This window comes from Streptomyces sp. NPDC006193 (assembly GCF_040613915.1).
In the GTDB taxonomy this organism is placed as follows: Bacteria; Actinomycetota; Actinomycetes; order Streptomycetales; family Streptomycetaceae; genus Streptomyces.
Map to the genome: position 1 here is coordinate 202,942 of NZ_JBEXTB010000003.1, position 25,667 is coordinate 228,608.

Below are 25,667 nucleotides of genomic sequence, written 5' to 3' on the forward strand. Positions count from 1 at the left end.
ACCGCGGGATCCGGCCCGCCCGGCCGCGGGGGCGGCGACGGTCCGGCCGCCCCCGCGGTCCGCGCCGCGCCCGGGGCAACCCCCTAGCCGCGCAGTGCCTGCACCGCCGCCTCCAGCCGCTTGCCGAAGTCGGCGTCGGCGTTGCGGAAGTTGCCGATCGCCCGGTCGACGATGTCCTCGCGCGAGACCTGCGAGAGCGAGCCCGCGAGGTTGGCGACCAGCCGCTCCCGCTCCGCCTCCGTCATCAGCCGGTAGAGGTTGCCCGCCTGCACGAAGTCGTTGTCCTCGGCGTGCACGGGCGTCGGGTGGTTCCCGGTGCTGGGTGTGAAGCCGTCGAACGGCTGCCACAGCGGGCGGCCGGTCTGCTGCGGCCCGCCGAAGCTGTTCGGCTCGTAGTTCTTGGCACCGCCGTGCCGGCCGTCGTACAGGTGGCCGTCACGGGAGTGGGTGCGCGCCTCGGCGGCGTGCGGGCGGTTCACCGGCAGGTGGTCGGCGTTGACGCCGACCCGGTAGCGGTGCGCGTCGCCGTAGGCGAAGAGCCGGCCCTGGAGCATCTTGTCGGGGGACGGCCCGATGCCCGGCACGAAGTGCGCGGGACTGAAGACCGACTGCTCGACCTCGGCGAAGATGTTCCGCGGGTTGCGGTTGAGCTCCAGCTTGCCGATCTCGATGACCGGGTGGTCCGCGTGCGGCCACACCTTGGTCAGGTCGAACGGGTTGAAGCGGTAGGTCGCCGCGTCCGCCGCCGGCATGATCTGCACGCCCACGGTCCAGCTCGGGAATTCGCCGCGCTCGATCGCCTCGCGCAGGTCGCGCTGGTGGGAGTCGGGGTCCCTGCCCGCGAGGACCTCGGCCTCCTCGGCGGTGAGGTTCCTGATCCCCTGGTCGGTCTTGAAGTGGTACTTGACCCAGAAGACCTCGCCGGCCTCGTTGTTCCACTGGAAGGTGTGCGAGCCGAAGCCGTCCATGTGCCGGTACGAGGCAGGGATGCCGCGGTCGCCGAACAGCCAGGTCACCTGGTGCGTCGACTCGGGCGACAGGCTCCAGAAGTCCCAGACGTTGTCCGCCTCCGTGCTGCCCGTGTAGGGGTCGCGCTTCTGGGTGTGGATGAAGTCCGGGAACTTGATCGCGTCCCGGATGAAGAAGACCGGGGTGTTGTTGCCGACGAGGTCGTAGTTGCCCTCCTCGGTGTAGAACTTCACCGCGAAGCCGCGCGGGTCGCGGACGGCGTCCGGCGCGCCGAGGTTGCCGGCCACGGTCGAGAAGCGCAGGAAGACCTCGGTCTGCTTGCCGATCTCGGAGAGGAACGCGGCGCGCGTGTACGGGGTGACGTCGGCGGTCACCGTGAAGGTGCCGTAGGCGCCGGCGCCGCGGGCGTGCACCACGCGCTCCGGGATGCGCTCCCGGTTGAAGCGGGCCAGCTTCTCCAGCAGCAGCTGGTCCTGGACCAGCACCGGCCCGCCGACGCCCGCCGTCTCGCTGTTCTGGTTGTCGGCCACCGGAGCACCGGCCTCCGTGGTGAGCGGTCCCTGCGTCACGCGTGCCTCCTGCGTCATCACCGACTGGTTCGTCCTGCGGCCTGAGCCGGGCTCGATCCTACAATGGACATTGTCTAAGTCAAGCGACGATCCAAAGTCACACATGTTCCCGACCTGGTCCGCCTTCCTGTTAGGCTGGTAGCCATGAGCGACCTTCTGGAACGGCTGCGTGGACGCGGATGGCGGCTGACCGCGCAGCGGCGCGTGGTGGCCGAGGTCCTGAACGGCGAGCACGTCCACCTGACGGCCGACGAGGTCCATGCGCGGGCCGTCGCCAAGCTGCCCGAGATCTCCCGGGCGACCGTCTACAACACGCTCGGCGAGCTGGTCTCGCTGGGCGAGGTCCTGGAAGTCACGACGGACAAGCGCGCCAAGCGGTACGACCCGAACGCGCACCGGCCGCACCACCACCTGGTCTGCGCACGCTGCGGCGCGATCCGCGACGTCCACCCGACGGGCGACCCCCTCGCCGACCTCCCCGACGCCGAGCGCTTCGGCTTCACGGTGTCGGACGTCGAGGTGACGTACCGGGGACTGTGCCCGGACTGCGCGGGCGCGTAGCGGCACGGACGCACGGACGAGGGGGGCGCAAGCCCCCCTTTTTCTTTCCCGCCCCCTGGGGAGGACCGCGCACGGCAACCCGCGCCTGCTCGGCGCGCCGAGCCGGGGAACGACCGAGGGCCGGGACCCATTTCTGGATCCCGGCCCTCGGCCTTCAGTAGCGGGGACAGGATTTGAACCTGCGACCTCTGGGTTATGAGCCCAGCGAGCTACCGAGCTGCTCCACCCCGCGTCGGTGAACACGACACTACGTGAGGCAGGCCCGAAGAAGCAAATCCGTACCCGGGAGGCGGCGCGCCGGTGAGGGCGGACGCCGCCGGGGCCGGCCCGCGGGCGGTGCGGCGCGCAGGGGCCCGCGCCGTGCGGCGCGCCCGCCCGGACGGCGCCTCACGCGGACAGTTCCTCGCGCAGGGCGTCCCGGAGGCGGCCGGCCCGTTCGGCGACCTCCGCAGGCCCCAGCTCCACCGCCCTCGCGGCCCACCGCTGCCCCTCGGCCAGCTCGCCGCGACGCGCGTAGACGAGGGCCAGGCGGAGGGCCGCCCGGCCGTGCCCCGCGTCGGCGGCGCGCATCCACCACATCGCCGCCTCCGGCTCGCTGCCCTCCCGCGCCAGCAGCAGCCCCAGGTTGAACGCGCCGTTGCGCGACCCGGCCTCGGCCGCCGCCCGGTACCACCGCGCCGCCTCCACCACGTCGCCCCGGGCCGCCGCGAGCATGCCGACCCGCACCTGCGCCCGCCGGTGCCCCTGGGAGGCCGCCCGCTCGTACCACTCCTCGCACTCGGTCTTCGCGTGCAGGATCTCCCCCAGTTCGTGCGCCGGCTCCGGCGGCCGGCGCGCGTCGAGCAGGGTGGCCAGCCGGTACGCGCCCTCCGCGCTCCCGCCGCCCGCCGCGCAGCGCAGGTGCCGTTCCGCCTCCTGCTCGTCGCCCTCGCGCAGCCGGGCGATGCCGACCTGCAGTGCGGCCTCGGCGTGCCCGGCGGCGGCCGCCCGCTCGTACCAGCGCAACGCCATGGCGTCCTCCCCGCGCCCGGCGTAGAGGATGCCCAGGTTGAACGCGGCATCCACGCTGCCCGCCTCGGCGGCCTTGGAGAACCACGGTTCGGCCCCGGTCGCGTCGCCGCCCTGCAGCAGCAGGATGGCGAGGGCGTTCGCGGCCTCGCGGTGCCCCGCGTAGGCGGCCCGCCGGTACCACTGCTCGGCCTGCGCGGTCCGCCCCTGCTCGGCGCAGAGCAGCCCGAGGTTGTACGCGCCGTTGTCGTCGCCCGCGTCCAGCGCGGCCCGGTACCAGCGCTCGGCGGTCTGGGTCTCGCCGCGCTCGGCGTGCAGCGCGCCCAGCGCGTTCGCCGCGTTGCCGTCGCCGTTCTGGGCGGCCCGCAGCCACCACACGGCGGCGCTCTCGGTGTCGCCGGCGTCCCGGAGCAGGAAGCCGAGCGCGCAGGCGGCCTGCGGTTCGCCGTCCTTTGCGGAGTTCAGGTACCAGCGCCCGGCCTCCTTCAGCTCGCCGCGCTTCTCCAGGATCGCGCCGAGGTGCAGCGCGGCCCGCCGGTGACCGCGTGCAGCGGCCTGCCGGTACCACTGCTCGGCCTCCGCGGCCTTGCCGGCGCCCTCGTCACCGGACCCGGCCGTGCGGTCGAGCGCACGCGCCAGCCGGTAGGCGGCCTCCCGGTGCCCGCGTTCGGCGGCGGCCCGCATCCAGCGCCGGGCGCCGACGTCGCCGCGGTGCTCCAGCAGGTCGGCGAGCGCGTAGGCGCCGAGGACGTGGCCCTGCTCGGCGGACTGGCGCAGCCAGTACTCGGCGGCCGGTTCGTCCCCGCGCTCACGGTGGTGGCGGCCGAGCGCGTGCGCGGCGGCGGCGGAACCGGCGACCGCGGCGACGCGCCACCAGCCGGCCGCCTCCTCGGCGTAGCCGCGCTGGTGCAGCAGGACTCCCAGGTTGTTGGCGGCGGCGCGGTCACCGGCCGCGGTGGCGGCGCGCAGGTGGGGTTCGGCTCCGTCGAGGTCACCGCGGCGCAGCAGCATGGCCCCGAGGACGCTCGCGGCCTCGACGTCGCCGCTCTGCGCGGCGAGCGCGAGGCGCGTCTCCTCGGCGGCCTCCCCCATGTCGCCCAGCTCGTCGCGGGCCGGCTCCGCACCGGAAGGCTGCACAAATCGCCCTGTCTCGAACAGAGTTGCCTTGTCCCCCATAACGTCCATCGTCGCACCACCTGCAACCTGGGTACACCCGGTATACCGCACCCCGTGAGGTCACTTCAGCGTTTTGTCGACATGCCCACAGGGAGACAAGTCAAACACACACCACTCCTTCTACCCGCTGCGGCGCGGCCGTCCCGCCCCGATGTACATGAGTTCGCACATGACGAAGGCCCGGACCCCTCGAAAGGGATCCGGGCCTCGACTGCAGTAGCGGGGACAGGATTTGAACCTGCGACCTCTGGGTTATGAGCCCAGCGAGCTACCGAGCTGCTCCACCCCGCGCCGTTGCACGTCAACCGTACCACGGCGCTCGGGGGACTTGATCAACTGCTCAACTGCCTTTCCCGCCGCTGCTCTTGTCTGCCGACTTGTCTGCCGTCTTGTCTGCCGTCTTGTCGGCGTTCTTGTCGGCGTGCCTGTTCGCGCCGTCCTGCTTGCCCGTGTCGGACTGGGCCTTCTCGGCCCGCTTCAGCGCGTCCTGGAGGTCCTTCTGCGCCTTCGCGTAGGCGTCCCAGTCAGGCCCGTCCTTCAGGGCCTGCTGTCCGGCGTCGAACGCCTTCTGGGCGTCCTGCAGCGCCTGTTGGACCGTCGGGTTGCCGGTGCCGGGCGGGTTGGTCGTGCCGGTGCCCGGCGGCCTGGTCGAGCCCTTCACCCCGAACACCTCGTCCAGGGCCTCGTCCAGGGTGTCCTTGAAGGCGGTCCTGCCCTGGTAGGTGACCAGCACCTTCCTCAGCAGGGGGTACTTGAGCGACCCGCCGCGGACGTAGACGGGCTCCGCGTACAGCAGTCCCCCGTCGAGCGGGACGGTCAGCAGATTGCCGTACTCGACCTTCGAGTGGCCGCGGCTGAGCAGGCTGATGGTCTCGGCGATGGCCGATTCGGAGTTGAACTGGCTCTGCACCTGCTTGGGACCGTCGACCGTCGTGTTCGTCGGCAGCTTCAGGATCCTGATCTTGCCGTAGTCGCCGGTGCGCGGGTCGGAGTCGACGGCCATGAAGGCGCTGAGGTTGTCCCGCCCGTTGGGCGTGAACGTCGTCGTCAGCGAGAACGCCTGGGCGCTCTGGCCCGGCATCTTCATGCTCAGGTAGTAGGGCGGCACCGCGCTGCCCGAGTCGTTGGTCGGGTCGTCCGGGACCTGCCACACCTCGCTGCCGCTGAGGAAGGTCTGCGCGTCCGGCACGTGGTAGCGGGTGAGCAGCTCACGCTGGACCTTGAACAGGTCCTGCGGGTAGCGCAGATGGGCCATGAGGTCCGCGGAGATCGCGCTGCGCGGCTGCACCGTGCCGGGGAACGCCTTCATCCAGGTCTTCAGCACCGGGTCCTCGGTGTCCCACTGGTAGAGCCTGACCTCGCCGGTGTACGCGTCGACGGTCGCCTTCACCGAGTTGCGGATGTAGTTGACCTGGTTCTGCTGCGCCACCACCGCACGGGAGTTGTTGGTCGCGGTCAGCGAGTCGGCCGTCGTGTCACCGAGGGTCGTCCGGGAGGCGTAGGGGTATCCGTTGGTGGTCGTGTACGCGTCCACGATCCACTGGATCCGGTGGTTCACCACGGCCGGATAGGCGTCGCCGTCGATGGTCAGCCAGGGGGCGACCGCCTCCAGGCGCTCCTTGGGCGTGCGGTTGTACAGGATCCGCGAGTTCTTGCCGATCGCGCCCGAGTAGAGGATCTGCGGTTCGTTGAACGCCACCGCGTACGCGGCCCGGTTGACCGGGTTGCCGAGGTGGACCCCGCTCCTGCCCTGGTAGCTGGTGGTCTTCTCGCGCTCGTTGTCGGAGTAGTCGACCTCCTTCTGGGGGCCTCCGACGATGGAGTACGTGGTGGTCTTCTCGCCGTAGTAGATGCGCTGCTCGTACGTCCCCAGGTCGCCCTGGGACGGCAGGTTCCTCTCGGTGAAGACGGGCCGGCCCTCGGAGTCGGCCTCGGTGCCCTTGGCGGCGACCGCGCCGAAACCGTGCGTGTACCGGAAGTGGTCGTTGATCCAGTTGTTCTTCGGGATGCCGGTCAGGTCCAGCTCGCGCAGACCGATGACGGTGTCCTGCTCCTTGCCGCCCTTGGGGTACCGGTCGACGTCCAGGTTGGTCGGGAAGCCGTAGTAGGCCTTGATCTGCTGGAGCTGCTGGAAGGTCGGCGAGACGACGTTCGGGTCCAGGATGCGGAGGCTGACGGTGTCGTCGACCTTGTCGCGCAGCTCGGTCCTGTCCGCGGTCGCGGACGTGCCCGCGTACTCGGTGACGTCCGTGTCGTCGATGCCGTACGCCTCGCGGGTCGCCTTCAGGTTCTTCTGGACGTAGGGCGCCTCCTTGGCCTGCTCGTTCGGCTGGACCTGGAACTTCTGCACGATGGCCGGGTAGAGGCCGCCGATCAGGATCGCCGACAGGACCATCAGGCCGAAGCCGATGACCGGCAGCTGCCAGGTGCGCCGCCACAGGGTCGCGAAGAACAGCAGCGCGCAGATGACGGCGATGCAGAACAGGATCGTCTTGGCCGGCAGGTAGGCGTTGGCGTCGACGTAGCGCAGGCCGGTCCAGTTGTCGGTCGCCTTGAAGTCGCTGGACTTCACGGCGAGGCCGTACCGGTCGAGCCAGTAGGCGACCGCCTTCAGGGCGACGAAGATCCCGAGCAGCACCGACAGGTGCCCGGTCGCGGCGGCGGTGGCGCGCGCGCCCGGGCTGGTGATGCGCAGCCCGCCGTACAGGTAGTGGGTGAGGGCCGCGGCGATCAGGCACAGGACGGCCGCGGCGAAGCCGAAGCCCAGCAGGAAGCGGTACCAGGGCAGGTCGAAGGCGTAGAACGACACGTCGAGGTGGAACTGCGGGTCCTTCTGGTGGAAGGGCACGCCGTTCACCCACAGCAGCCACGTCCGCCACTGGCCGGCCGCCGACGCGCCGGCGATCAGACCGACCAGGGCGGTGACGCCGAGCAGCAGCCACTTCTTGTAGGGCGCGATGCCCATGCGGTACCGGTCGAGGCTCTGCTGCTCCATGGACATGGCGCTGAGCGGGGGCCGCAGCCGGTGCGCGAGCCAGATGTTGACGCCGACCGCGACCGCCATCAGCAGACCGAAGACGAAGAACAGCCCGATCTTGGTCCACAGGGTGGTGGTGAACACGGACGAGTAGTGCACCGACCGGTACCACAGCCAGTCCGTCCAGAAGCCCGCGAACATGGTGAACGCCATGCCGAGGACGGCGAGGACGCCCAGTGTCATGAGCAAGGTCCGGACACGCCGGGACGGGCGGCCCGCTCGAATCCGCGGCCCCGTCGGGCCTCCGCCGCGGTCCGGCATCTGGAAAGCCAAGGTGCGCACCTCGAAGTTCGCTGTCGATCCGTCAGACCCTCGTGTTCGCGGGCCCGCCGTGGCCCCCCGTGATCGTGGGCCCACACCTATGCAACTTACTCAGGGTTTACTCGGTTCCCGATTCCGGCCGGGAACGAGGCAGGATTGTGACCATGTCCAACACACCCATGGCGGCGAGCCCGCTCACCCGGGCCGTACTCGAGATCGACGAGTACGTCTCCGGCCTCGGCTGGGACCGGCCCGCCCGCCTCTTCGCCCTCGTAGACACCGCACGGCTGCGGGCCCAGGAACCGTCGCTCGCGGCCCAGCTCGGCCTCGGCGAAGAGTCCGAGTCCGCCGGTTACACCCCCATCGAGCAGGAGGAGATCCCGTCCGGCAAGCCGCTCGACGAGTTCCTCGGCACCATCGCCTGGCCCGACGCGGTGACCGGCTGCGCGGTCACGGTCGAGCGGCTGATGCTGCCGCCGTCCGCCGAGGCACAGGTCCCGTCCGGCCTGGACGAGGCCGGGCTGGCCGAGTGGGTGGCCCAGCACCCCGAGCGCCAGGAGGTCCGCATGACGGTGGCGGTGCTGCGCGACGGCAGCCGCGAGTCGGCGCTGCGGCTGCGCGAGAAGGACTCCCCGACGGAGGTCCTGACCGGGCCCGATCTGGTGCCGGGCCTGGCGGAGGCCCTGGCCGCGACGTTCGCGGACTGACGTCCCGCGGGTACGGCCGTGCCGGGCGCCTGCTGCTCGCGGGGCGCCCCGGCCCAGCTCAGCCCTTCGTGCCCGGCCCCGCTCAGCCCTTCGTGGTGCAGCGGGGCAGCGCCGCGGTGTCCCCGCTGCGGATGTCCTTCAGTGCGTCCAGCGCGTCCCCGATCGTCCTGACCTTGACCAGGGTGAGCCCGCTCGGGGTGTCCTCGGCGGCCGCCGCGCAGTTCTCGGCGGGCGTCAGGAAGTACCGTGCGCCCCGGTTGCGGGCGCCGACGGTCTTCATCTCGACGCCGCCGATCGGGCCGACCTTGCCGTCGTCGTCGATGGTGCCGGTGCCGGCGACGAACTTTCCGCCGGTCAGACTGCCGGGGGTGAGCTTGTCGTAGATGCCGAGCGCGAACATCAGGCCGGCGCTCGGGCCGCCGACGTCGGCCAGCTTGATGTCGATGGCGAACGGGAACGTGTGGTCGGTCCCGGCGGAGATCCCGACGATGGCCCGCTTGGCGCCGCTGTCGTGGGAGCCGGTGGTCGTGAGGGTGATGTCCCGCGTCCGGGCCGCCGCCCTGTTCGCCTTCTCGGCGGCGGCCTGCTCCTTGGCCGGGACGACCGTGAAGACGACCTTCTGACCGGGCTTGTGCTTGGTCACCAGCTCGGCGACGTCGGCCGGCTGCCGGACCGCCGTGCCGTCGACGGCCTTGATCACGTCGCCGGCGTGCAGGGCGCCCTCCGCCGGGGAGCCCTTGACGACGGTGGAGACGATCACCCAGGACTTCACCGGGATGCCCAGCTTCTTCAGGGCGGCGACCTTGGCGCTCTCCTGGGACTGGCTGAACTCCTCGGCGTTCTCCTGGGTGGACTGCTCCTCCGTCTTGCCGTCCGGGTAGAGCGTGTCGTGCGGGACGATCTTGCTGTCGTGCGCCAGCCAGCCGTAGACGGCCTCCACCAGGTTCATCCGGAAGTCCGCGCTGGTGACCCGGACGGTGGTCATGTTCAGGTGACCGTCCGTCGGGTACGTCCTGTGCCCGGAGATCCGCAGCACCGGCTCGCCGCCGTGCTTCCCTAGCGTGTTCACGGTCGGGCCGGGGGACATCTCCGAGTACGGCACGGGGATGAGCACTCCCGCGCACAGGAGCGCGATCAGCATCAGGGTCGAGGCGAGCATCGTCGCAGTGCGGCGTGGCATGCCACGACAGTACGGGACGCCCCTGTCGGCGCACCGTCAGGGCAGCCGGTCACGCCCCGCGGGCACCGGAGCGGGGCTTCTCCATCGCCTCGCGGAACCGGGCGTACCCGTCCAGCTCGGGACCGTCGCTGCGCGCCTTGCGCGTCCGACTGGCCCAGCTGCCCCAGAGCGCTCCGCCGATCGCGGCCATCAGCGGAATCAGCAGCCAGACAAGCACCCCCATGCCGACCTCCCATACGCCATGAGCGTCCGCAACTGACTGATCAGCAGATTAATCATCCGCAGTGACAACGCTCACGCCCGGGTGCCGGTTACGCAACCCGGGTGGACCGTGTGCCTCACGGGTCCGACCGGGGGGGGAACGGCCGCGTCCGCCGGGCGAGGTCAGCAGGCCCCGACCCACTCCTCGGTGCCGTCGGAGAACCGCTGGTGCTTCCAGATCGGCACCTCGTGCTTGATGTCGTCGATCAGCTTGCGGCAGGCCTCGAAGGCCTCCGCACGGTGCGGGCAGGCCACGGCGACGACGACGGCGAGGTCCCCGACGGCGAGGTCACCCACCCGGTGGACGGCTGCGAGCGCCCGCACGGGGTGGTCGGCGGCGACCTTCTCGGCGATCCGCCGCATCTCGGCCTCGGCGCTGGGATGGCACGAATACCCGAGCGTGTCCACGTCGGCGCCGCCGTCGTGGTTCCGCACGGTCCCCACGAACAGCGCGACGCCCCCGGCCGCGTCGTCCCCGACGGCCCGGAACACCTCGTCCACACAGAGCGCGGTCTCCCGGATGCCGATCAGCTTGACGGGGTCCTCTGCGGCCTGCTCACCGGGGTGGTCGTTCGTGTGCGCCATGCCCCCCATCGTGCCGCACGCCCAGGACATCCCGGAACAGCGGCCTGCCGGGCGCTCCCGGCCGGCGCCGCCGGGGGGCCTGAGCGTGCCCGGCGGCGCCGGTCGGGGCGGTGACGGGACGGGGCGGTGCCCGCAGGGGCTCGGCGTGCGGACCATGAATTCCCGCCGGGAGGACCTCAACGGCGGACGGCACCGGTGGGGCGCACTGGCCCGGCGGTCGCCCCGGCGGCGACCGGAAACCCCGCGGAGCCGGGACCGGGGAGCTGGGCGCGGCCGGGGCCGGCACACCGTGGCGGAAGCCAGTGAGGCGGACCGCCGGGCGTGGGCCGGGAACCCAGACGAGAGGCAGGGACCGTGCGCCCCGGCGACGGCCGGGCCGTAACGGCGGGCGAGACCAGTGGGGTGCACTGGCCCGGCGGTCGCCCGGCGGCGACCGGAAACCCCGCGGAGCCCGGGACCGGCGAGCACCCGCGGCCGAGGCAGACACTCAGGCGGCGACCGGAAGCTCGCCACGCGACAAGAAGCCGGGGCGCTGGGCACGGCCGGGCGGCACACCGCGGCGGAAGCCAGTGGGGCGGACCGCCACGCGGGGGCCGGAAACCCAGACGGGAGGCAGGGACCGTACGCCCCCGGCGACGGCCGGGCCGTAACGGCGGGCGACACCAGTGGGGCGCACTGGCCCGGCGGGCGCCCCGGCGGCGACCGGAAACCCCGCGGAGCCCGGAACCGGCGTGCACCCGCGGCCGAGGCGGACACTCAGGCGGCGACCGGAAGCTCGCGGCGGAAGAAGGAGCCGGGGAGCTGGGCGCGGCCGGGGGCGGCACACCGCGTCGGGAGGGGTCCCGTGTCCGGCGACCGGTGCCCCTCGGCGGAGCGGCGACGCGAGCCCGGACGCGGCGCCGGGCTCCCGGGCTCGCCCCTGCGGCACTCGGGGGAACATGGGCCGGGGCGGACTCCACGGCCGGAACCGGGGCGGAGCCGCCGCGCACCGGCCGGGCCGGGGGACGGCGGGCGGAGCCGCCAGGCACCGGCCGGGCGGGGGGGACGGAGTCGGCGCACCGCGCCGAGGGGGACCGTGGCTCAGACGCGTCGCCGGGCCTTGCGGGCCCGCCGGACGACGGCGGCGGCGCCCAGCAGGGCCACCGTCGCCCCCGCGGCCCCCGCGGCCGTCGCGTCCTTGCGGCCCAGCCGCCGCCCGGCCACCGTGTGCCGCCCGGCCACCTCCTCCAGCAGCTCGGCGAGCACCTCCTCGTTGGTCCACTTCGGCCGCCACCCGGCATCGTGCAGCCGGCTGCCGCTGACCACCCAGGGGTACATCGTGTAGGCCAGGTCGCCCGCCGGGGACGGGGTGAGCCCGATCCGGTGCAGCCGGGCGGCCGCGCCGAGCGCGACCGCCGAGGGCAGCTCCATCCGCCGGATCCCGCTCAGCTCCTCGACCTCCTCCTGCTCCAGCCACCCGTCGCAGCCGACGGCCAGCTCCCCGTCGACCTTCTCCAGGACGGCGTATTCCAGGGCGCTGCACAGATCCTCGACGTGGCAGAACTGCCACGCGGGCCGCGACCCGGCGACGACGAGCAGCCGCGGCGACTCGAAGTACCTGGTCAGCGCGGTGTCCGTGCCGCCCACGAGCACGGCGGGCCGGACCACGGTGACGTTCAGACCGGGGTGCGCGCGGGGTGCGCGCCGCCCCAGCCGCTCGATCTCCAGCAGGTCGCCGACCCCGGTGGCCTCGGCGGTGGCGCGCAGCTCGGCGTCCTCGGACAGCGGCAGCTCGTTGTCCGGGAGCGCGCCGTAGACCATGGCCGAGGTGCACAGCACCACGCGGTGCACCCCGGCCGCCGCGGCGGCGGTCAGGACGGTCTGCGTCCCCCGGACGTTGTAAGCCGTGCGGGCGGCCGGATCGGTCTCCAGGTCGAGGTCGAGCGCGAGGTGGACGACCACGTCGGCGCCACGCAGCCGGTCGGCGATCGCGGGGTCGCGGACGTCGAGGATGTGCCACTGGGCCTCGGCGCACTCCCCCCGCCGCTCGTCGATGGCGACGACCCGTCTGATCTCCGCGGACGCGGCGAGCCGCGCCGTGAGCAGGGCGCCGACCCCGGTGGCGGCGCCGGTCACCGCGACGACGGGGCCGCGCGCGGCGGCAGGGGCGGAAGGGTTTCGCGCTGCGCGAACCTGCGGATCTGGGGAACTCACCGGGCGTCTCCAGCGGTTGTCTTCAATACGAGCGCGTATGACGCGTACGTACCAGGTGCATCCATCCTGCCGCAGGCCGTCCGTGGGCAAAGCACCGAGGCCCGATCGGGTCGGGGTGTCTACGCTGGGTGGTGTTGTCGGGCAGCCGCGCCGCCGGAGCGAAACCGGCGGCCTTACCAGCCGAGGATTCCCGTGAGTGACACCCCATTCGGTTTCGGCCTTCCGCCGGAGGAGCCGGAAGACGGCGACGAGGGCAAGAAGAAGGACCAGCAGAGCGGCGGTGGGCAGGGACCGGCCAATCCGTTCGGTTTCGGCGGCCTGCCCGGAGCCGGAGGCTTTGGCGGCCCCGGCGCCGACAACCCGCTCGCGGCCATGTTCGGTTCGCTGAACCCCACCGACCTGGGCGCGGCGTTCCAGCAGCTGGGCCAGATGCTCTCGTACGAGGGCGGCCCGGTGAACTGGGACATGGCCAAGCAGATCGCCCGCCAGACGGTCGCCCAGGGGACGCCGGACGGCACGAAGGACGCCAGTGTCGGTCCGGCCGAGCGCAGGGCGGTGGAGGAGGCCGTGCGCCTGGCCGACCTGTGGCTGGACGACGCGACGTCCCTGCCGTCGGGCGCCGCCTCGGCGGTGGCCTGGTCGCGGGCGGAGTGGGTCGAGGCGACCCTGCCGGCCTGGCAGGAGCTGGTCGACCCGGTCGCCGAGCGCGTCGGCGCGGCCATGGGCGACGTCCTGCCGGAGGAGATGCAGGCCATGGCGGGCCCGCTGATCGGCATGATGCGCTCGATGGGCGGGGCCATGTTCGGCACGCAGATCGGGCAGGCCGTCGGCGTGCTCGCGGGCGAGGTCGTCGGCTCGACCGACATCGGCCTGCCGCTGGGCCCGGCCGGCCGGGCCGCGCTGCTCCCGGCCAACGTGGAGGCGTTCGGCAAGGACCTGAGCGTGCCGCAGGAGGAGGTGCGGCTGTACCTGGCGCTGCGCGAGGCCGCCCACCAGCGGCTGTTCGCGCACGTGCCGTGGCTGCGCTCGCACCTGTTCGGCGCGGTCGACGGCTACGCGCGCGGGATCAAGGTGGACACGGCCAAGCTGGAGGACGTGGTCGGCCAGTTCGACCCGCAGAACCCCGAGCAGCTGCAGGACGCGCTCCAGCAGGGCATGTTCCAGCCGGAGGACACGCCCGAGCAGAAGGCCGCGCTGGCTCGTCTGGAGACCGCCCTGGCGCTGGTGGAGGGCTGGGTGGACGCGGTGGTCCACGCGGCCGCGAAGCCGCGTCTGGCCTCCGCGGACGCCCTGCGCGAGACGCTGCGCCGCCGCCGCGCCACGGGCGGCCCGGCGGAGCAGACGTTCGCCACGCTGATCGGTCTGGAGCTGCGCCCGCGCCGGCTGCGCGACGCCTCCCGTCTGTGGGCCTCGCTCACCGACGCGCGCGGGGTCGACGGCCGGGACGGCCTGTGGGCCCACCCGGACATGCTGCCGACCGCGACCGACCTGGACGACCCGGACGGATTCGTCCACCGCGAGCAGCTGGACTTCTCCGAGCTGGACAAGATGCTCGGGGAGGCGGCGGACGGCCGGGACAAGCCCGATCTGCGCAAGAAGGACGCCGACGACGCCGACGCCGACGACGCCGAGGACGACGACGCCGAGTGAGCCTGTACGACGACGCGGTCCTCGTCCTGAAGGGGTACGAGGGCCAGAACGAGCTGCGCCAGGCCTACCTGGACCATCTCGCGGCGCATCCGGACGGCATGTGGAAGGCCTGTCGCGCCGGCCACGTCACGGCCAGCGCCCTGGTGATCGACCCCGAGCGCGGCCGGGTGCTGCTCACCCTGCACCGGAAGCTGGGGATGTGGCTGCAGATGGGCGGCCACTGCGAACCGGGCGACGCCACCCTGGCGGCCGCGGCGCTGCGCGAGGCGGCGGAGGAGTCCGGCGTCGCCGGGCTGACGCTGCTGCCCGGCGGCCCGGTCCGCCTGGACCGGCACGCGATCCCGGCGCCGTGCCACTGGCACTTCGACGTCCAGTACGCGGCCCTGGCCCCGCCCGGCGCGGTGCACGCGATCAGCGAGGAGTCGCTCGATCTGCGCTGGTACGCCTACGACGAGGTGGCGGGCGTGGCGGACGAGTCGGTCGTGCGCCTGCTGGACGCCGCGCGCGCCAGGCTCTGACCGGGTGAGGGGTGACCGCACGGGCGGTCACCCCTCGGCCGGCTCCGGGCGGCCTCCGCCCCGCACGGTCGCCGGATCAGCTCCAGACGTTGCCCTGGTTGCGGCCGCGGGCTCCCTGCTGCCCCATGCCGAACTGGGCGGCGAGGCCCTGGCCGATCTGCGCGTTCTGCGGCGGCAGGAGTTCGCTCGGCTGCACGAGCGCGAACCCGGAGCCCACGAAGCTCAGCTCCCAGCCCTCACCGGTGTTGCCGCGCCGCCGCCACACGCCGGAGGAGTGCGTCTGGGCCTGCATCTGCACGCGCAGCCCGGTGGACCAGGCCACGATCGCGTCGGCGTCGCAGTTGACGTACTTGTCGGGGGTGACCTGCATCAGCAGCGGCGCGCCCGAGGTCATCAGGGCGACCTTGCCGCGTCCGGTGATGTTGAGCTGGTACTTCCCGGTGCCGGAGATGCCGTAGAGGCTGTCTACGGCGATGACCTCGTGGTGCAGCGAGGAGTCCATGGCGAGGACGTAGGAGCTGTCGACGGTCAGCCCGTCCTGCTCGACGTCCATGATGTGCACGTGCTGGGCGAGGTTGGCGAGGTAGACCGTGCCCTGCCCGTGGCAGCGCATAAGGTCCAGGCCCTCGCCGGTGTACGCACGCGCGCGTGCCTGGTTGCCGCCGCGGTACTCGGCGTCGAACTCGACCATGCCCTGGTAGGCGACCATGGTGCCTTTGCGGGCGAGTATGTCGTCGTGGCCCTCCAGGGTGACGCGGAGCATCTGCTTGTTCTGCAGGCTCCAGCGTTCCTGGGTCTGGAGGTCGTTGTGCGCGAAAAGCGGACTCTGCATGGCGTTCTCCGACTTCCCCTCAGCCCCGGAACCGCAGGCGGTCGGTGCTGTCCTCGCTGGGCTGGACGACGACGATGCCCTGGCCGGAGAAGGCCATCTGGTAGGCCTCGCCGCTGCCCCGGCCGATCAGCGACTGCGCCTTGAAGCTGCGCTTGCCCTTCACCTTCAGGTTCGGCGACCAGGCGACCAGCGCGTCCGGGTCGACGTACGTCTCGTCCTCGCCGCCGCCGCAGTCGACGACGACGGGCTTGCCGCGGCTGGTCAGGGCGACCCAGCCCTGCCCGGAGATCCTTGTGTTCCACAGGCCCTGCCCGGCGAACTTGGCGAGCCCCTTCACCCGCTCGACCCCCCAGGTCAGGTGCGCGTCGAAGGCGAGCAGGTTGGTGGCGTTGACGGAGATGCCGTCGCCGTCGAGGTTGATCACGACGACGTCGGCGCCGTAGTCGGCGAGGTAGAGCAGGCCGTCGCCGGAGCACTTCATCAGCGGCGCGCCCTCTCCGGTGATCCAGTCGCGGGCGATCTGGCGGACGGCCGGCGGGTTGGGTTCGTACTGGATGAAGCCCTCGTAGGCGACCATCGACCCCACGCGTGCGAGGAGGTCGTGTCCGGTCTGCAGGGCGACCTTCAGCATGTGGCTGCCGTGGTTCTCCATGCGGGCGGTGACGGGTGCGGGGGCGAAGCCCGCGAGCGGCTGGTTCATGACGGGCTTCCTCAGACCTCGTACGGCTGGACGACGATGAAGTTGCCGGGCGCGCCCCGGAACTGCAGGTTCACGCTCTCGCCGGTGTCGCCCGGGTAGGCGTTGCGGCGCATGCGGACCTGGCTGGAGACGATCACCTGGGAGGCGGCGGACCAGGCGACGACGGCGTTGCAGTCGGCGAAGGTGGTCGGCGTGACCGGCAGGACGACGGGCGTGCCGTGGGTCTTGACGACGATCGTGCCGGTGCCCTGGAACTGCATGGTGAACAGCGCGCCGCCGGGGATGCCGTGACCCTCGATGCGGCGGACCTCGTACTGCAGGCTTTCGTCGAAGGCGAGGACGTTCTCGGCGGACACGCAGAGGGCGTCGCCCTGCAGCTCGACGGGGTGCAGGTGGGTGGAGCCGTCGGCGAGGAACACCTGGCCCTGGCCGGTGCAGCGCATCAGCTGCATCTCCTGGCCGGTGGCGTTGCCGACGATCCGTCCGGCGAACCCGGCGCCCTTGTAGCCGAAGTCGACCTTGCCCTGGTAGAGCACCATGCTGCCCTGCCGGGCCAGCACCGGCTGGCCGCCGATGGCGAGGTCGACGCGGACCAGCTTCTTGTTCTGCTGCGTCCAGCGCTGCCCGGTCGGCGTCTCCTTGTACGCCTGGAGCGCGGCCGTCACTCCGGCGCCGCCCCGGGGGGCGCCCTGCGGCGCTCCGTAGGCGGCGGCCGGGGCCGGCCGGCCGGGGACCTGGCCGTAGCCGGGAGGCGCGGGCGGGGCGGGCGGGCCGCCGTAGGGCGCCGGGTGCTGGGTGTGCCCGGGCGGCGCCTGAAGGCCCCCGTACGGAGCCGGCTGGGGGTCGTGACCGGGGGGCATCGGCGCGCCGGGCGGGCCGCCGTACGACGGCTGCTGGGGCGGCTGGCCGTAGGGCGGGGGCGCCGGGGCCTGCGGCGGGACGGCGCCGCCGCCGGGCGGTGCCATGGGGGCGATGACCGTCGGCGCGCCGTGCACGTTCGGCGCGGGCGCGGGCGGCGGGGTGTGGCCGGGCGGCGGCGGGGTGTGGCCGGGCGGCGGGGCGAAGCCCTGCGGGGCCGGGGCGGGTGCGGGCGACGGGGCGGCTGGGGCGCCGAACGCGGGCGGCGCGGCGGCCTGGCTGGGCGGGGCGAAGCCGGGGGCCGCGCCGGACTGCGGCTGCGGCGGGGCGGCGGGCGCCTCCTCCGCCACCTCGCCGCCGAAGTTCTTCAGCAGGGCCTCCAGGCCGCCGTCGAAGCCCTGTCCGACCGCGGCGAACCGCCAGCCGTCCTTGTAGTAGATGTCACCGAGCATCACGGCCCGCTCGGTGGAGAACTCCGAGCCGGTGAACGCGTACCGCGCGACCTCCTCGCCGCCCGCCACGATCCGCAGGCAGCCGGGACCGATCTGCGACATCTGGCCGGCGCCGTCGATGGTCGCCGTGAACGAGAGCTTGCGGATGTGCGGCGGGATGCGGTCGAGCGTGACCCGGAACGACTCCGTGTCCCCCGCCTGGGCGCCCAGCAGCTGAATGGACTCCTCCGGGGACTTCGGCTGGTTGAAGAAGACGAAGTACCGGTCGTCCGAGAGACGCTCGTCGGCGTCCAGACCGAAGCAGCTGATGTCGAAGGTCAGCCCAGGAGCGGAGATCTGCACGCCTACGTACAGATCCGTGCCCGCCGTGAGGTCACTGATCCTGGCCTTGTGGCCGCGTTGGAAGTCCCTGGCCATGCGTTACGACCGTCCCCCATCCCGAATGTGAGTGCGTCGCGCCAGGCTAACGGCAAAGACCGACATCGGCCCCGGCCGGGCGCGGTCGGTACAGACCCGGTACACAACCGCGCCCGGCCGCTCGCACGGCCGGCTCAGGCCTCCTGCTCGTCCCGCGTCCCGGGCAGCTCGTCCAGCGCACCGGGCAGGTGCGGCAGCCGTCGGGCGGCGACCACCCCTTCGAGGTAGCCGCGGGCGCGCTCGGTGCGCGGGTAGGACTCCAGCAACCGCCAGAAGTCGGGCCCGTGACCGGGGACCAGCAGGTGCGCCAGCTCGTGGCAGAGCACGTAGTCGACGACGTACTCCGGCATGCCCTGCAGCCGGTGCGAGAGCCGGATGCTGCCCTCGGCCGGGGTGCACGACCCCCAGCGGGTGTTCTGGTTGGTGACCCAGCGCACGGAGACCGGCCGGGCCCGGCCCCCGAAGTACTGGGCCGACAGCCGCTCGGCGCGCGCGGTCAGCTCGGCGTCGCCCAGCTGCCGCTTGCTCTCCTGAGCGGCGAGCTTGTCGAGCATGACGGTGACCCAGCGCTGCTCCTCCGCCTTGGACATGCGGGCGGGGATCAGCACGACGGTGCGATCGCCCTCGCGGTACGCGGAGACGGTCCGGCGGCGCCGGGCGCTCCTGCGCACCTCGATGGCGCTCGCCCCCGAGCCGGCGGGCGGCGGGCTCGTCGTGCTGCGCTGTTCGTTTCCGGCGCGGTGCGGTGGGTCGGCGGGCACGTCACGACGTTACCTGCTGGCAGGGGTGAAGTCGCGGCTGCGGCGCGGTCCGGTGCCGAGCCCCGTCCTGTGCGTGACGCGTACGCCTGCTCCCCGGCCCGTTCCCGCCGCTCCTCGGTCCGTTCCGCGCCGGTGCGCCGGGCCGGCCCGGCGGCGCTGCGACCGGCCGGCCGGCATCCGCCGCAAGCCGGATCAGTACGATGATTTCCCCTGCCTGTGGACAACTCGCCGCATCCGGTACGGGAGCCGGGCATGCTGGCTCCATCGGCGGGGCGCGACCGGCTCCGCCGCCGGACCGACAGCCCGGAACGCTCCAGGGCTGCCTCGAGGGGATACGGGGGCCGGGCATGCATCCGGTGGTGAAACCCGCGCTGCGGCGCGGCTGGCGCGATCTCAACACCGTGCAGTTCGGGATGACCCCGGCGCACGCGCTGACGCTGGGCCCGGTGGCCACGGCGACCGGCAGCTTTCTCGACCTGCTCGACGGCACCCGCGGGCTGCCGCTGCTGCGCGAGGAGGGCCGCCGCATGGACATGCCGGAGGGCCGGGTCGACGCCTTGGTGGAGCGGCTGACCGGCGCGGGCCTCCTCGACGACGCGCGCGGCGGCGGACCGGCCGCGGACGCCCTGCGGGAGAAGCCGGACGTCCTCGACCGGCTCCGCCCCGACCTGGCCACGCTCTCCCTGACGACGCCCGCGCCGGGCGGCCCGCTGGCCCGGCTCGCCGCCCGGCGCGCGCTGCGGGTGCAGGTGCGGGGCGCGGGCCGGGTCGGCGCCGTGCTGGCCTCGGTGCTGTCCGGCGCGGGCGTCGGCACGGTGGACGTGCGGGACGTGGGGCGCGTGGAGCCGTGGGACGTGGCGCCGGGCGGGCTGCCCGCCGAGTCGCTCGGCAGCCGCCGGGACGCGGCGGCACGGGCGGCCGTCCGCCGCGCGGCGCCGGACCGCCCGCCGCGCCGCGACCGGGCCCCGGGGCCCGGCGCCGGGGAAGCAGGCCTGTCCCTGGTGGTCCTCGCGCCCCGGGACGACGTCGCGGTGCACGCACCGGATCCGTTCACCGCCGAGCCGCTCATGGCCTCCGGCACACCGCACCTGTACGCCGGTGTGGTGGAGGGCACGGGCGTGGTGGGACCGCTCGTGCTGCCCGGCCAGTCGGGCTGCGCCCGCTGTCTGCACGAGGACCGCACGGACCGGGACCCGGTCTGGCCCCGGCTGGTCGCCCAGTGGCGCTCCGGCAGAGCCCGCCGGGTGGGGTCCGCCTGCGACCTGGGTCTGGCCACGGCCGTCGCCGGCCTCGCGGCGGCGCACGCCCTGGCCTTCCTCGACGGGGGGTCGCCGTCCGGCGAGGGGACCCGCTGGGAGGTGTCCTTGCCCGGTCTGACCTGGCGCGCCCGGCCGGTCCGGCCGCACCCCGCGTGCGGCTGCGGTGCCGTGGAGAGGGGCGAAGAGGAGCACTCCGCAACCGGCGGAGAGCCACGGGGGACAATGACGGTGCAACAGCCGTCGACGGAGCGACGACGCGAGGCAGGCGCGGCGCGGCCGACTGGGACTAGGAGGGCGCATGTCTGATCTTCCCCGGAAGGCGGTCACCCGGACCGCCAAACTCGCCGCGCTCCCGCTCGGCATCGCCGGCCGGGCGACCTGGGGGCTGGGCAAGCGGATCGTGGGCGAGTCCGCGGAGATCGTCGGCCGTGAGCTGCAGCAGCGCACGGCGGAGCAGCTGTTCAAGGTGCTCGGCGAGCTGAAGGGCGGCGCGATGAAGTTCGGGCAGGCCCTGTCCGTCTTCGAGTCGGCGCTGCCCGAGGAGGTCGCCGGACCCTACCGGGCGGCCCTGACCAAGCTCCAGGACGCGGCGCCGCCGATGCCGACCCGGACGGTGCACACGGTGCTCAGAGAGCGGCTGGGTCCGGACTGGCGCGACCTGTTCGCGGAGTTCGAGGACAAGCCCGCCGCCGCGGCCTCCATCGGGCAGGTCCACCGGGCGGTGTGGCACGACGGCCGTGAGGTCGCGGTCAAGGTGCAGTACCCGGGCGCGGGCGAGGCCCTGCTGTCCGATCTGGGGCAGCTGAGCCGCTTCGCCCGGCTGCTGGGTCCGCTCATTCCGGGCATGGACGTCAAGCCGCTGATCGCGGAGCTGAGGGACCGCGTCTCGGAGGAGCTGGACTACGGACTGGAGGCCCAGGCCCAGGCCGCGCACGCGGAGGAGTTCACGGACGACCCCGACGTGGTGGTCCCGGCGGTGGTGCACCAGTGCGAGCAGGTCCTGGTGACCGAGTGGATCGACGGCATCCCGCTGTCCGAGGTCATCACCGGGGGCACCCAGGAGCAGCGGGACCGGGCCGGTCAGCTGCTGGCCCGCTTCCTGTTCTCGGGGCCGGCCCGCACCGGCCTGCTGCACGCCGACCCGCATCCGGGCAACTTCCGCCTGCTGCCCGGCGGCCCGGACGGCGAGGGCGACTGGCGTCTGGGGGTGCTGGACTTCGGCACGGTCGACCGGCTCCCCGGCGGTCTGCCGCTGCCCATCGGCGTCTCGCTGCGGATGACGCTGGACGGCGACGCCGAGGGGGTCTACGAACTGCTCTGCGCGGAAGGGTTCGTGAAGGAGACCATAGAGCTGGACCCGGACGCGGTCCTCGACTATCTGCTGCCGATCATCGAGCCGGCCGAGGTCGAGGCGTTCACCTTCACCCGCTCCTGGATGCGCAGCCAGGCCGCCCGCATCGCCGACCCGCGCTCCCCCGCCTACCAGCTGGGCAAGCAGCTCAATCTGCCGCCGGCCTACCTGCTGATACACCGGGTGACGCTGAGCACGATCGGGGTGCTGTGCCAGCTCGGCGCCACGGTCCGGCTGCGGGAGGAGCTGGAGGAGTGGCTGCCGGGCTTCGTGGCCGGCGGTCCGACCGAGGAGGAACCGGCAGCGGGCGCGTGACCCGGCCGGCCCCGCCGTTCCGGCGGGCAGCGGGCGCGTGACCCGGCCCCCGCCCGGCCGACGGGACGGCCGGGGCGACCGGGTGGGCTCGCTCGTCCGTCACCACCAGGGCGAGTCGAGCCGTCCCTCGATGGCGCGCAGGTTCTCCCGGGCGCAGGCGTCGCAGAAGTACCGGCGGACGCCGTTCTCCACGGAACAGGTCCATGTGGCCCGCTCGGGGCCCTGGGCGGGGATGCCGCAGCGGGCGCACACGACGGGGCGGCGCTCCGCGGTGGAGCCGCTCTGATCACTTCCTGCGGGAAGAGTCGTCACCCGGCGACGATAACCCCGCGACCGGCCCGGCGCCGTGCGGAACGCACCGCGGGGGCGGGTCCGGACGTCCGGACCCGCCCCCGCGGGAGGAGTGCGCCTCCCTGCGCCGGGAGGCCACCGCTTCTCGCAGTGCCACGGCCGGAGTGTGACGGCCGAGGTGTCACGGTCGAGGTGTGACGGCTACTGCATGACCGCCAGGGCGAGGGCGCGGCGGGCACGGAGCGAGGCTCGCTCGGCCCGGCGCTGCAGCCGCCGGGCGGTGGCCAGGCGTACCGCCCGGCGTTCCCGCGCGGCGTCGTGGAGACGCTCGTGCATATGCGCACGAGCGAGGGCTTCTTGCATGAGTTGCATTTCTCGGTTCCTGTTCTGGCGCGCTTCGGTCGCGCCGGCGGTGGTGCAGTCTGGGGTCGCGGAGCCTGCGGGCTCGCTGGTGGACGGCTTCATCGGGGCCTGCTTCTTGGGGTCGTGCGTGAGGGGGCGATCGATCGTTCCTGCGGTGTTCATGCTGTGACCGGGTTCTTCCGCGGGCGGCCACGGGGCCGCTTCCGGGCGACGACGACACCCTGGACGAACAGCTCCCCACCCCAGACGCCCCAGGGCTCGCGCCGCTCCTTGGCGCCGGCGAGGCAGGCTTCGATCAGCGGGCAGGTGCGGCACAGGGACTTGGCGTACTCGACGTCCGCCGGCGACTCGGCGAAGAAGACCTCCGGGTCGTAGGAGCGGCAGGGGACCGGGACGCCGAGGTTCTCGATGGCGTCGTCGAGCGCGGTGAGCGCGGTGAGGGGGGTCAAGGCGGAGTCCTCCGTGGGGCCGGGCGGGGGGATCGTTTGCGAAGGCGGTACGGACGGGGCGTGCGCTTCGAGTTGCACGATGGGTTTTCCTCGTCTGGTCGTTCCGGCCGGTCGACCGGGTGTCGGCTGGGTACCGGGTTCTTTTTCTGTCCCGAGGCCCCTTCGCTCCGTCCTCCCCGTTCGGGGAAAACAGAAGGGCCGCGGATCCCTGATGGGGTTCCGCGGCCCTGAAGGCGCCGGCCTGATCGGCGATCAGGCTGGATCACTCCAGGGTTCTGGCCCACGGAAGGCCCACATCAGGTGGTGCTGCGTCGTCTGCTTCCGGAATCCGGCACCGGCCGCCGCAAAGGCATAGGCGTGTGCCTGTGCCGCTACCGCTTCCAGTGCCTTGGTCGGTCGCTCATTGCGCTCGCGGACGACAGGGCCCGCGAGGGCGAGGGAGGACGCCGGACGCGCGGCACGGATGCCGGACAGACCGGTGCCCTGGATCGAGGCGCCGAGCAGGCACGCGGAGACGGCCGAGCGATCGGTCAGTTTGGCCGTGCTGGTGGTGCTGATGTCGATGCTGATCACTTGACTCGCCTCCTCTCGGCGTCTTGGGGGACTGGGCGGACCAGTCCGTAGGGATGTGCAAGTACAACACGGAATCGTGGCCTTCGAGAAGGCCGCCGCTTCCGTGCCTAGAACCTATGGGGATCGCCGGGGCATGTGCAAACTATTTTTCCGACGAGTTGGCATCAGCCGCCGTCCCCGTCGGCGCCGGGCTCCTGGCCTGCGCAGATGGCCAGAACGTCGGCGCCGTAGCTGCGCAGCTTGCGGCTGAGGACGCCGGGGATGCGGGAGAGTTCGGCGGGACTTTCCGGGCACGCCTCGGCGATGGCCATCAGCGTCCGGTCGGTGAAGACGCAGAAGTCCGGCTGCCCGCTGCGCTCGGCCTGGACGGCCCGCCATTCCCGGAGCCGTTCGTAGAGCCCTTCGTCCATGTCCGAGGGGCAGTCCTCGCAGCGCATCAGCTTCATCTCGCCCGCGTCGGTGAGCGTCCGGCCGCAGACCCGGCAGCGGGCGGGGGTGCGCTGGGCGCGGCGGGGAGCGGCGGCGGTGCTTCCGCCCCTGCCGCGCTCCACGCCTCCGCCCGTGCCGCCGGTGCCGCCGACGGTGGGGGTGGTGCCGGGACGCAGGCCGTCGAGGAAGCGGCTGGGTCTGCGGTGGGGGCGTCCGCCGGGTGAGCGGGACAGGGCCCAGGAGACATGGAGCCGCTCGCGGGCGCGGGTGACGCCGACGTAGAGGAGGCGGCGCTCCTCCTCGATCTGCTCGTCGGTCCGGGCGTAGGTGATGGGCAGCATGCCCTCGGCGACGCCGACCAGGAAGACGGCGTCCCACTCCAGGCCCTTGGCGGCGTGCAGGGAGGCGAGGGTGACGCCCTGGACGGTCGGGGCGTGCTGTGCGTTCGCCCGCTCGTCCAGTTCCGCGACGAAGTCGGCGAGGGTGGCTCCGGGGCTGGCGGCGGCGAGGTCGTGGGCGAGGTTGACCAGGGCGGCGAGCGATTCCCAGCGTTCCCGGACGGCGCCGGAGCCGGCCGGCGGTTCGCTGGTCCAGCCCTCGCCGGAGAGCACGGCGCGCACCTGGGAGGGCAGGTCCACGACGTCGTCGAGGAGGGCGTCGTTGCCGCCGAAGCGGGCGGCGCCGCGCAGGGCGATGCCGGCCTTGCGGATCTCGGGCCGGTCGAAGAAGCGCTCGGCGCCGCGCAGCTGGTAGGGGACGCCGGCGTCGGCGAGGGCCTGCTCGTAGGTCTCGGACTGGGAGTTCGTGCGGAACAGGACCGCGATCTCGGCGGCCGGGACGCCCGCGTCGATCAGCTCGCGGATGCGCCGGGCGGCGCCCTCGGCCTCGGCGGGCTCGTCGGTGTACTCGGTGTAGACGGGCTCGGGTCCCGGGGGGCGCTGGGAGACGAGCTCCAGCCGGTGGTCGGCGGCGCGCCCCCGCGCCTGGGCGAGCAGGCCGTTGGCGAGGCGGACCACCTGGGGCGTGGAGCGGTAGTCCCGGACCAGCTTCACGACGGTCGCGCCGGGGAACCGGGTGCGGAAGTCGAGGAGGTGGTCGGGGGTGGCTCCGGTGAACGAGTAGATGGTCTGGCTGGCGTCACCGACGACGCACAGGGTGTCCCGGTCGCCGAGCCACAGATCCAGCAGCCGCTGCTGCAGGGGGCTGACGTCCTGGTACTCGTCCACCACGAAGTGCTGGTACTGCGCGCGGACCTGTTCGGCGATGTCGTGGCGGTCCTGGAGCACGGCGACCGTCAGCAGCAGGACGTCCTCGAAGTCGATCACCGCGCGGTCGCGCTTGAGGTCCTCGTAGGCGGCGTAGAGGTGGGCGATCTCGGCCGGGTCGCGGGGGGCCTCGCGGCCGGCCTTGGCGGCCGCGTACGGATAGTCGGCGGGAATGGTCTGGGTGACCTTGGACCACTCGATCTCGGCGGTGACGTCCCGCAGCTCGTTCCGGTCGAGCCGGGTGCCGAGGGCCGCGGCCGCGTCGGCGACGAGCTGGATCTTGCGGTCGACGAGCCGGGGCATGGAGCCGCCGATCGCCTTCGGCCAGAAGTACTGGAGCTGGCGCAGGGCGGCGGAGTGGAAGGTGCGGGCCTGGACGCCCTGGGCGCCGAGCTGGCGCAGCCGGCCGCGCATCTCCCCGGCGGCCCGGTTGGTGAAGGTGACGGCGAGCACGCTGGAGGGCTGCAGGATGCCGGCGCGCACCCCGTAGGCGATGCGGTGGGTGATGGCGCGGGTCTTGCCCGTGCCGGCTCCGGCCAGGACGCACACCGGACCGTGCAGGGCGGTGGCGACCTCGCGCTGCTCGGGGTCGAGCCCTTCGAGCACCGCGTCGGCCGAGTCCGGTACCCGCGGGAACAGAGGGGAGTGCGTTGCTGCTGTCACACCGCCATGCTGCC

General features: G+C 73.1%; 22 protein-coding genes and 2 tRNA genes. 6 read left to right on the forward strand and 18 right to left on the reverse strand.

The genetic code is table 11. The features are described 5' to 3' along the window. Nucleotides 1–83: 83 nt before the first annotated feature. Nucleotides 84–1,538, reverse strand: a complete 1,455-nt coding sequence (locus tag ABZ261_RS04735) for a catalase (RefSeq protein ID WP_356855265.1) — start codon at nt 1,536–1,538, stop codon at nt 84–86. 144 nt (nt 1,539–1,682) lie between these two features. Between ABZ261_RS04735 and ABZ261_RS04740 the strand changes: the two genes are divergently transcribed. Beyond that, nucleotides 1,683–2,099 (forward strand): Fur family transcriptional regulator, encoded by a 417-nt coding sequence (locus tag ABZ261_RS04740; RefSeq protein WP_356855267.1) that lies wholly within the window; start codon nt 1,683–1,685, stop codon nt 2,097–2,099. Nucleotides 2,100–2,257: 158 nt separating this feature from the next. On the opposite strand, the gene ABZ261_RS04745 is transcribed toward ABZ261_RS04740, so the two are convergent. The 4 genes from ABZ261_RS04745 to ABZ261_RS04760 form a co-directional block, all read right to left on the reverse strand. Continuing rightward, nucleotides 2,258–2,331: transfer RNA gene (locus ABZ261_RS04745), tRNA-Met, on the reverse strand. A 155-nt stretch (nt 2,332–2,486) separates the two neighbouring features. Then, a complete protein-coding gene (locus ABZ261_RS04750; RefSeq protein WP_356855269.1) occupies nt 2,487–4,292 on the reverse strand; it encodes a tetratricopeptide repeat protein in 1,806 nt (601 codons plus the stop codon). 208 nt (nt 4,293–4,500) lie between these two features. Continuing rightward, nucleotides 4,501–4,574, reverse strand: a tRNA-Met gene (locus ABZ261_RS04755). 49 nt (nt 4,575–4,623) lie between these two features. Further along, a complete protein-coding gene (locus ABZ261_RS04760; protein WP_356855561.1) occupies nt 4,624–7,581 on the reverse strand; it encodes a UPF0182 family protein in 2,958 nt (985 codons plus the stop codon). 164 nt (nt 7,582–7,745) lie between these two features. Here ABZ261_RS04760 and ABZ261_RS04765 point away from each other — a divergent pair, with 164 nt between their 5' ends. After that, nucleotides 7,746–8,288: a PPA1309 family protein gene (locus ABZ261_RS04765; protein WP_356855271.1), complete on the forward strand. Its 543-nt coding sequence runs from the start codon at nt 7,746–7,748 to the stop codon at nt 8,286–8,288. 82 nt (nt 8,289–8,370) lie between these two features. Here the strand turns inward: ABZ261_RS04765 and ABZ261_RS04770 are convergent, their stop codons facing one another. From ABZ261_RS04770 to ABZ261_RS04785, 4 genes are all read right to left on the reverse strand, one after another. After that, nucleotides 8,371–9,468: a PDZ domain-containing protein gene (locus tag ABZ261_RS04770; RefSeq protein WP_356855273.1), complete on the reverse strand. Its 1,098-nt coding sequence runs from the start codon at nt 9,466–9,468 to the stop codon at nt 8,371–8,373. 49 nt (nt 9,469–9,517) lie between these two features. After that, nucleotides 9,518–9,691, reverse strand: coding sequence for a hypothetical protein (locus tag ABZ261_RS04775; protein WP_356855274.1), 174 nt, complete (start codon nt 9,689–9,691; stop codon nt 9,518–9,520). 161 nt (nt 9,692–9,852) lie between these two features. After that, complete coding sequence (locus ABZ261_RS04780; RefSeq protein ID WP_356855276.1) at nt 9,853–10,314, reverse strand: molybdenum cofactor biosynthesis protein MoaE; 462 nt, start codon at nt 10,312–10,314, stop codon at nt 9,853–9,855. A 1,080-nt stretch (nt 10,315–11,394) separates the two neighbouring features. Then, nucleotides 11,395–12,507, reverse strand: coding sequence for an SDR family oxidoreductase (locus tag ABZ261_RS04785; RefSeq protein ID WP_356855278.1), 1,113 nt, complete (start codon nt 12,505–12,507; stop codon nt 11,395–11,397). Nucleotides 12,508–12,699: 192 nt separating this feature from the next. Between ABZ261_RS04785 and ABZ261_RS04790 the strand changes: the two genes are divergently transcribed. Further along, the gene (locus ABZ261_RS04790; protein WP_356855280.1) at nt 12,700–14,157 is read left to right on the forward strand and encodes a zinc-dependent metalloprotease; all 1,458 of its coding nucleotides are present in this window, start codon (nt 12,700–12,702) and stop codon (nt 14,155–14,157) included. Further along, nucleotides 14,154–14,675: an NUDIX domain-containing protein gene (locus tag ABZ261_RS04795; RefSeq protein ID WP_356855282.1), complete on the forward strand. Its 522-nt coding sequence runs from the start codon at nt 14,154–14,156 to the stop codon at nt 14,673–14,675. Before ABZ261_RS04790 ends, ABZ261_RS04795 begins: the two co-directional genes overlap by 4 nt. A gap of 76 nt (nt 14,676–14,751) precedes the next feature. On the opposite strand, the gene ABZ261_RS04800 is transcribed toward ABZ261_RS04795, so the two are convergent. The 4 genes from ABZ261_RS04800 to ABZ261_RS04815 all read right to left on the reverse strand — a co-directional run bounded on the left by ABZ261_RS04800 (nt 14,752) and on the right by ABZ261_RS04815 (nt 18,695). After that, nucleotides 14,752–15,507, reverse strand: coding sequence for an AIM24 family protein (locus tag ABZ261_RS04800; protein ID WP_356855284.1), 756 nt, complete (start codon nt 15,505–15,507; stop codon nt 14,752–14,754). 19 nt (nt 15,508–15,526) lie between these two features. Further along, complete coding sequence (locus ABZ261_RS04805; RefSeq protein ID WP_356855286.1) at nt 15,527–16,207, reverse strand: AIM24 family protein; 681 nt, start codon at nt 16,205–16,207, stop codon at nt 15,527–15,529. An 11-nt stretch (nt 16,208–16,218) separates the two neighbouring features. Continuing rightward, the gene (locus tag ABZ261_RS04810) at nt 16,219–17,934 is read right to left on the reverse strand and encodes a TerD family protein (RefSeq protein WP_356855289.1); all 1,716 of its coding nucleotides are present in this window, start codon (nt 17,932–17,934) and stop codon (nt 16,219–16,221) included. Between the two features lie 134 nt (nt 17,935–18,068). After that, nucleotides 18,069–18,695, reverse strand: coding sequence for a M48 family metallopeptidase (locus ABZ261_RS04815; RefSeq protein ID WP_356855291.1), 627 nt, complete (start codon nt 18,693–18,695; stop codon nt 18,069–18,071). A 347-nt stretch (nt 18,696–19,042) separates the two neighbouring features. On the opposite strand from ABZ261_RS04815, the gene ABZ261_RS04820 reads away from it, so the two are divergent. After that, on the forward strand, nt 19,043–20,260 hold the full coding sequence (locus ABZ261_RS04820) for a TOMM precursor leader peptide-binding protein (RefSeq protein WP_356855293.1): 1,218 nt from the start codon (nt 19,043–19,045) through the stop codon (nt 20,258–20,260). After that, nucleotides 20,253–21,620 carry an AarF/ABC1/UbiB kinase family protein gene (locus ABZ261_RS04825; RefSeq protein ID WP_356855295.1) on the forward strand — a complete coding sequence of 456 codons (1,368 nt, stop codon included), beginning with the start codon at nt 20,253–20,255 and terminating at the stop codon, nt 21,618–21,620. Before ABZ261_RS04820 ends, ABZ261_RS04825 begins: the two co-directional genes overlap by 8 nt. Nucleotides 21,621–21,719: 99 nt before the next feature. Here the strand turns inward: ABZ261_RS04825 and ABZ261_RS04830 are convergent, their stop codons facing one another. The 5 genes from ABZ261_RS04830 to ABZ261_RS04850 all read right to left on the reverse strand — a co-directional run bounded on the left by ABZ261_RS04830 (nt 21,720) and on the right by ABZ261_RS04850 (nt 25,653). After that, a complete protein-coding gene (locus tag ABZ261_RS04830) occupies nt 21,720–21,932 on the reverse strand; it encodes a hypothetical protein (RefSeq protein ID WP_356855297.1) in 213 nt (70 codons plus the stop codon). Between the two features lie 180 nt (nt 21,933–22,112). Further along, on the reverse strand, nt 22,113–22,436 hold the full coding sequence (locus ABZ261_RS04835; protein WP_356855299.1) for a hypothetical protein: 324 nt from the start codon (nt 22,434–22,436) through the stop codon (nt 22,113–22,115). Continuing rightward, complete coding sequence (locus ABZ261_RS04840) at nt 22,433–22,801, reverse strand: WhiB family transcriptional regulator (RefSeq protein ID WP_356855301.1); 369 nt, start codon at nt 22,799–22,801, stop codon at nt 22,433–22,435. The genes ABZ261_RS04835 and ABZ261_RS04840 overlap by 4 nt, the downstream gene beginning before the upstream one ends. Nucleotides 22,802–22,975: 174 nt before the next feature. Beyond that, nucleotides 22,976–23,296 (reverse strand): hypothetical protein, encoded by a 321-nt coding sequence (locus ABZ261_RS04845; RefSeq protein WP_356855302.1) that lies wholly within the window; start codon nt 23,294–23,296, stop codon nt 22,976–22,978. Nucleotides 23,297–23,460: 164 nt separating this feature from the next. Further along, nucleotides 23,461–25,653 carry an ATP-dependent DNA helicase UvrD2 gene (locus ABZ261_RS04850; protein ID WP_356855304.1) on the reverse strand — a complete coding sequence of 731 codons (2,193 nt, stop codon included), beginning with the start codon at nt 25,651–25,653 and terminating at the stop codon, nt 23,461–23,463. Between the last annotated feature and the right edge of the window lie 14 nt (nt 25,654–25,667).

Excerpts from the sequence above, each read along its gene's own strand:
- ABZ261_RS04740 (WP_356855267.1), top strand. The coding sequence starts at position 1,683 with ATGAGCGACCTTCTGGAACGGCTGCGTGGACGCGGATGGCGGCTGACC.
- ABZ261_RS04750 (WP_356855269.1), bottom strand. The coding sequence starts at position 4,292 with ATGGACGTTATGGGGGACAAGGCAACTCTGTTCGAGACAGGGCGATTT.
- ABZ261_RS04760 (WP_356855561.1), bottom strand. The coding sequence starts at position 7,581 with ATGCCGGACCGCGGCGGAGGCCCGACGGGGCCGCGGATTCGAGCGGGC.
- ABZ261_RS04765 (WP_356855271.1), top strand. The coding sequence starts at position 7,746 with ATGTCCAACACACCCATGGCGGCGAGCCCGCTCACCCGGGCCGTACTC.
- ABZ261_RS04770 (WP_356855273.1), bottom strand. The coding sequence starts at position 9,468 with ATGCCACGCCGCACTGCGACGATGCTCGCCTCGACCCTGATGCTGATC.
- ABZ261_RS04775 (WP_356855274.1), bottom strand. The coding sequence starts at position 9,691 with ATGGGGGTGCTTGTCTGGCTGCTGATTCCGCTGATGGCCGCGATCGGC.
- ABZ261_RS04780 (WP_356855276.1), bottom strand. The coding sequence starts at position 10,314 with ATGGCGCACACGAACGACCACCCCGGTGAGCAGGCCGCAGAGGACCCC.
- ABZ261_RS04800 (WP_356855284.1), bottom strand. The coding sequence starts at position 15,507 with ATGCAGAGTCCGCTTTTCGCGCACAACGACCTCCAGACCCAGGAACGC.
- ABZ261_RS04805 (WP_356855286.1), bottom strand. The coding sequence starts at position 16,207 with ATGAACCAGCCGCTCGCGGGCTTCGCCCCCGCACCCGTCACCGCCCGC.
- ABZ261_RS04810 (WP_356855289.1), bottom strand. The coding sequence starts at position 17,934 with ATGGCCAGGGACTTCCAACGCGGCCACAAGGCCAGGATCAGTGACCTC.
- ABZ261_RS04820 (WP_356855293.1), top strand. The coding sequence starts at position 19,043 with ATGCATCCGGTGGTGAAACCCGCGCTGCGGCGCGGCTGGCGCGATCTC.
- ABZ261_RS04825 (WP_356855295.1), top strand. The coding sequence starts at position 20,253 with ATGTCTGATCTTCCCCGGAAGGCGGTCACCCGGACCGCCAAACTCGCC.
- ABZ261_RS04835 (WP_356855299.1), bottom strand. The coding sequence starts at position 22,436 with ATGAACACCGCAGGAACGATCGATCGCCCCCTCACGCACGACCCCAAG.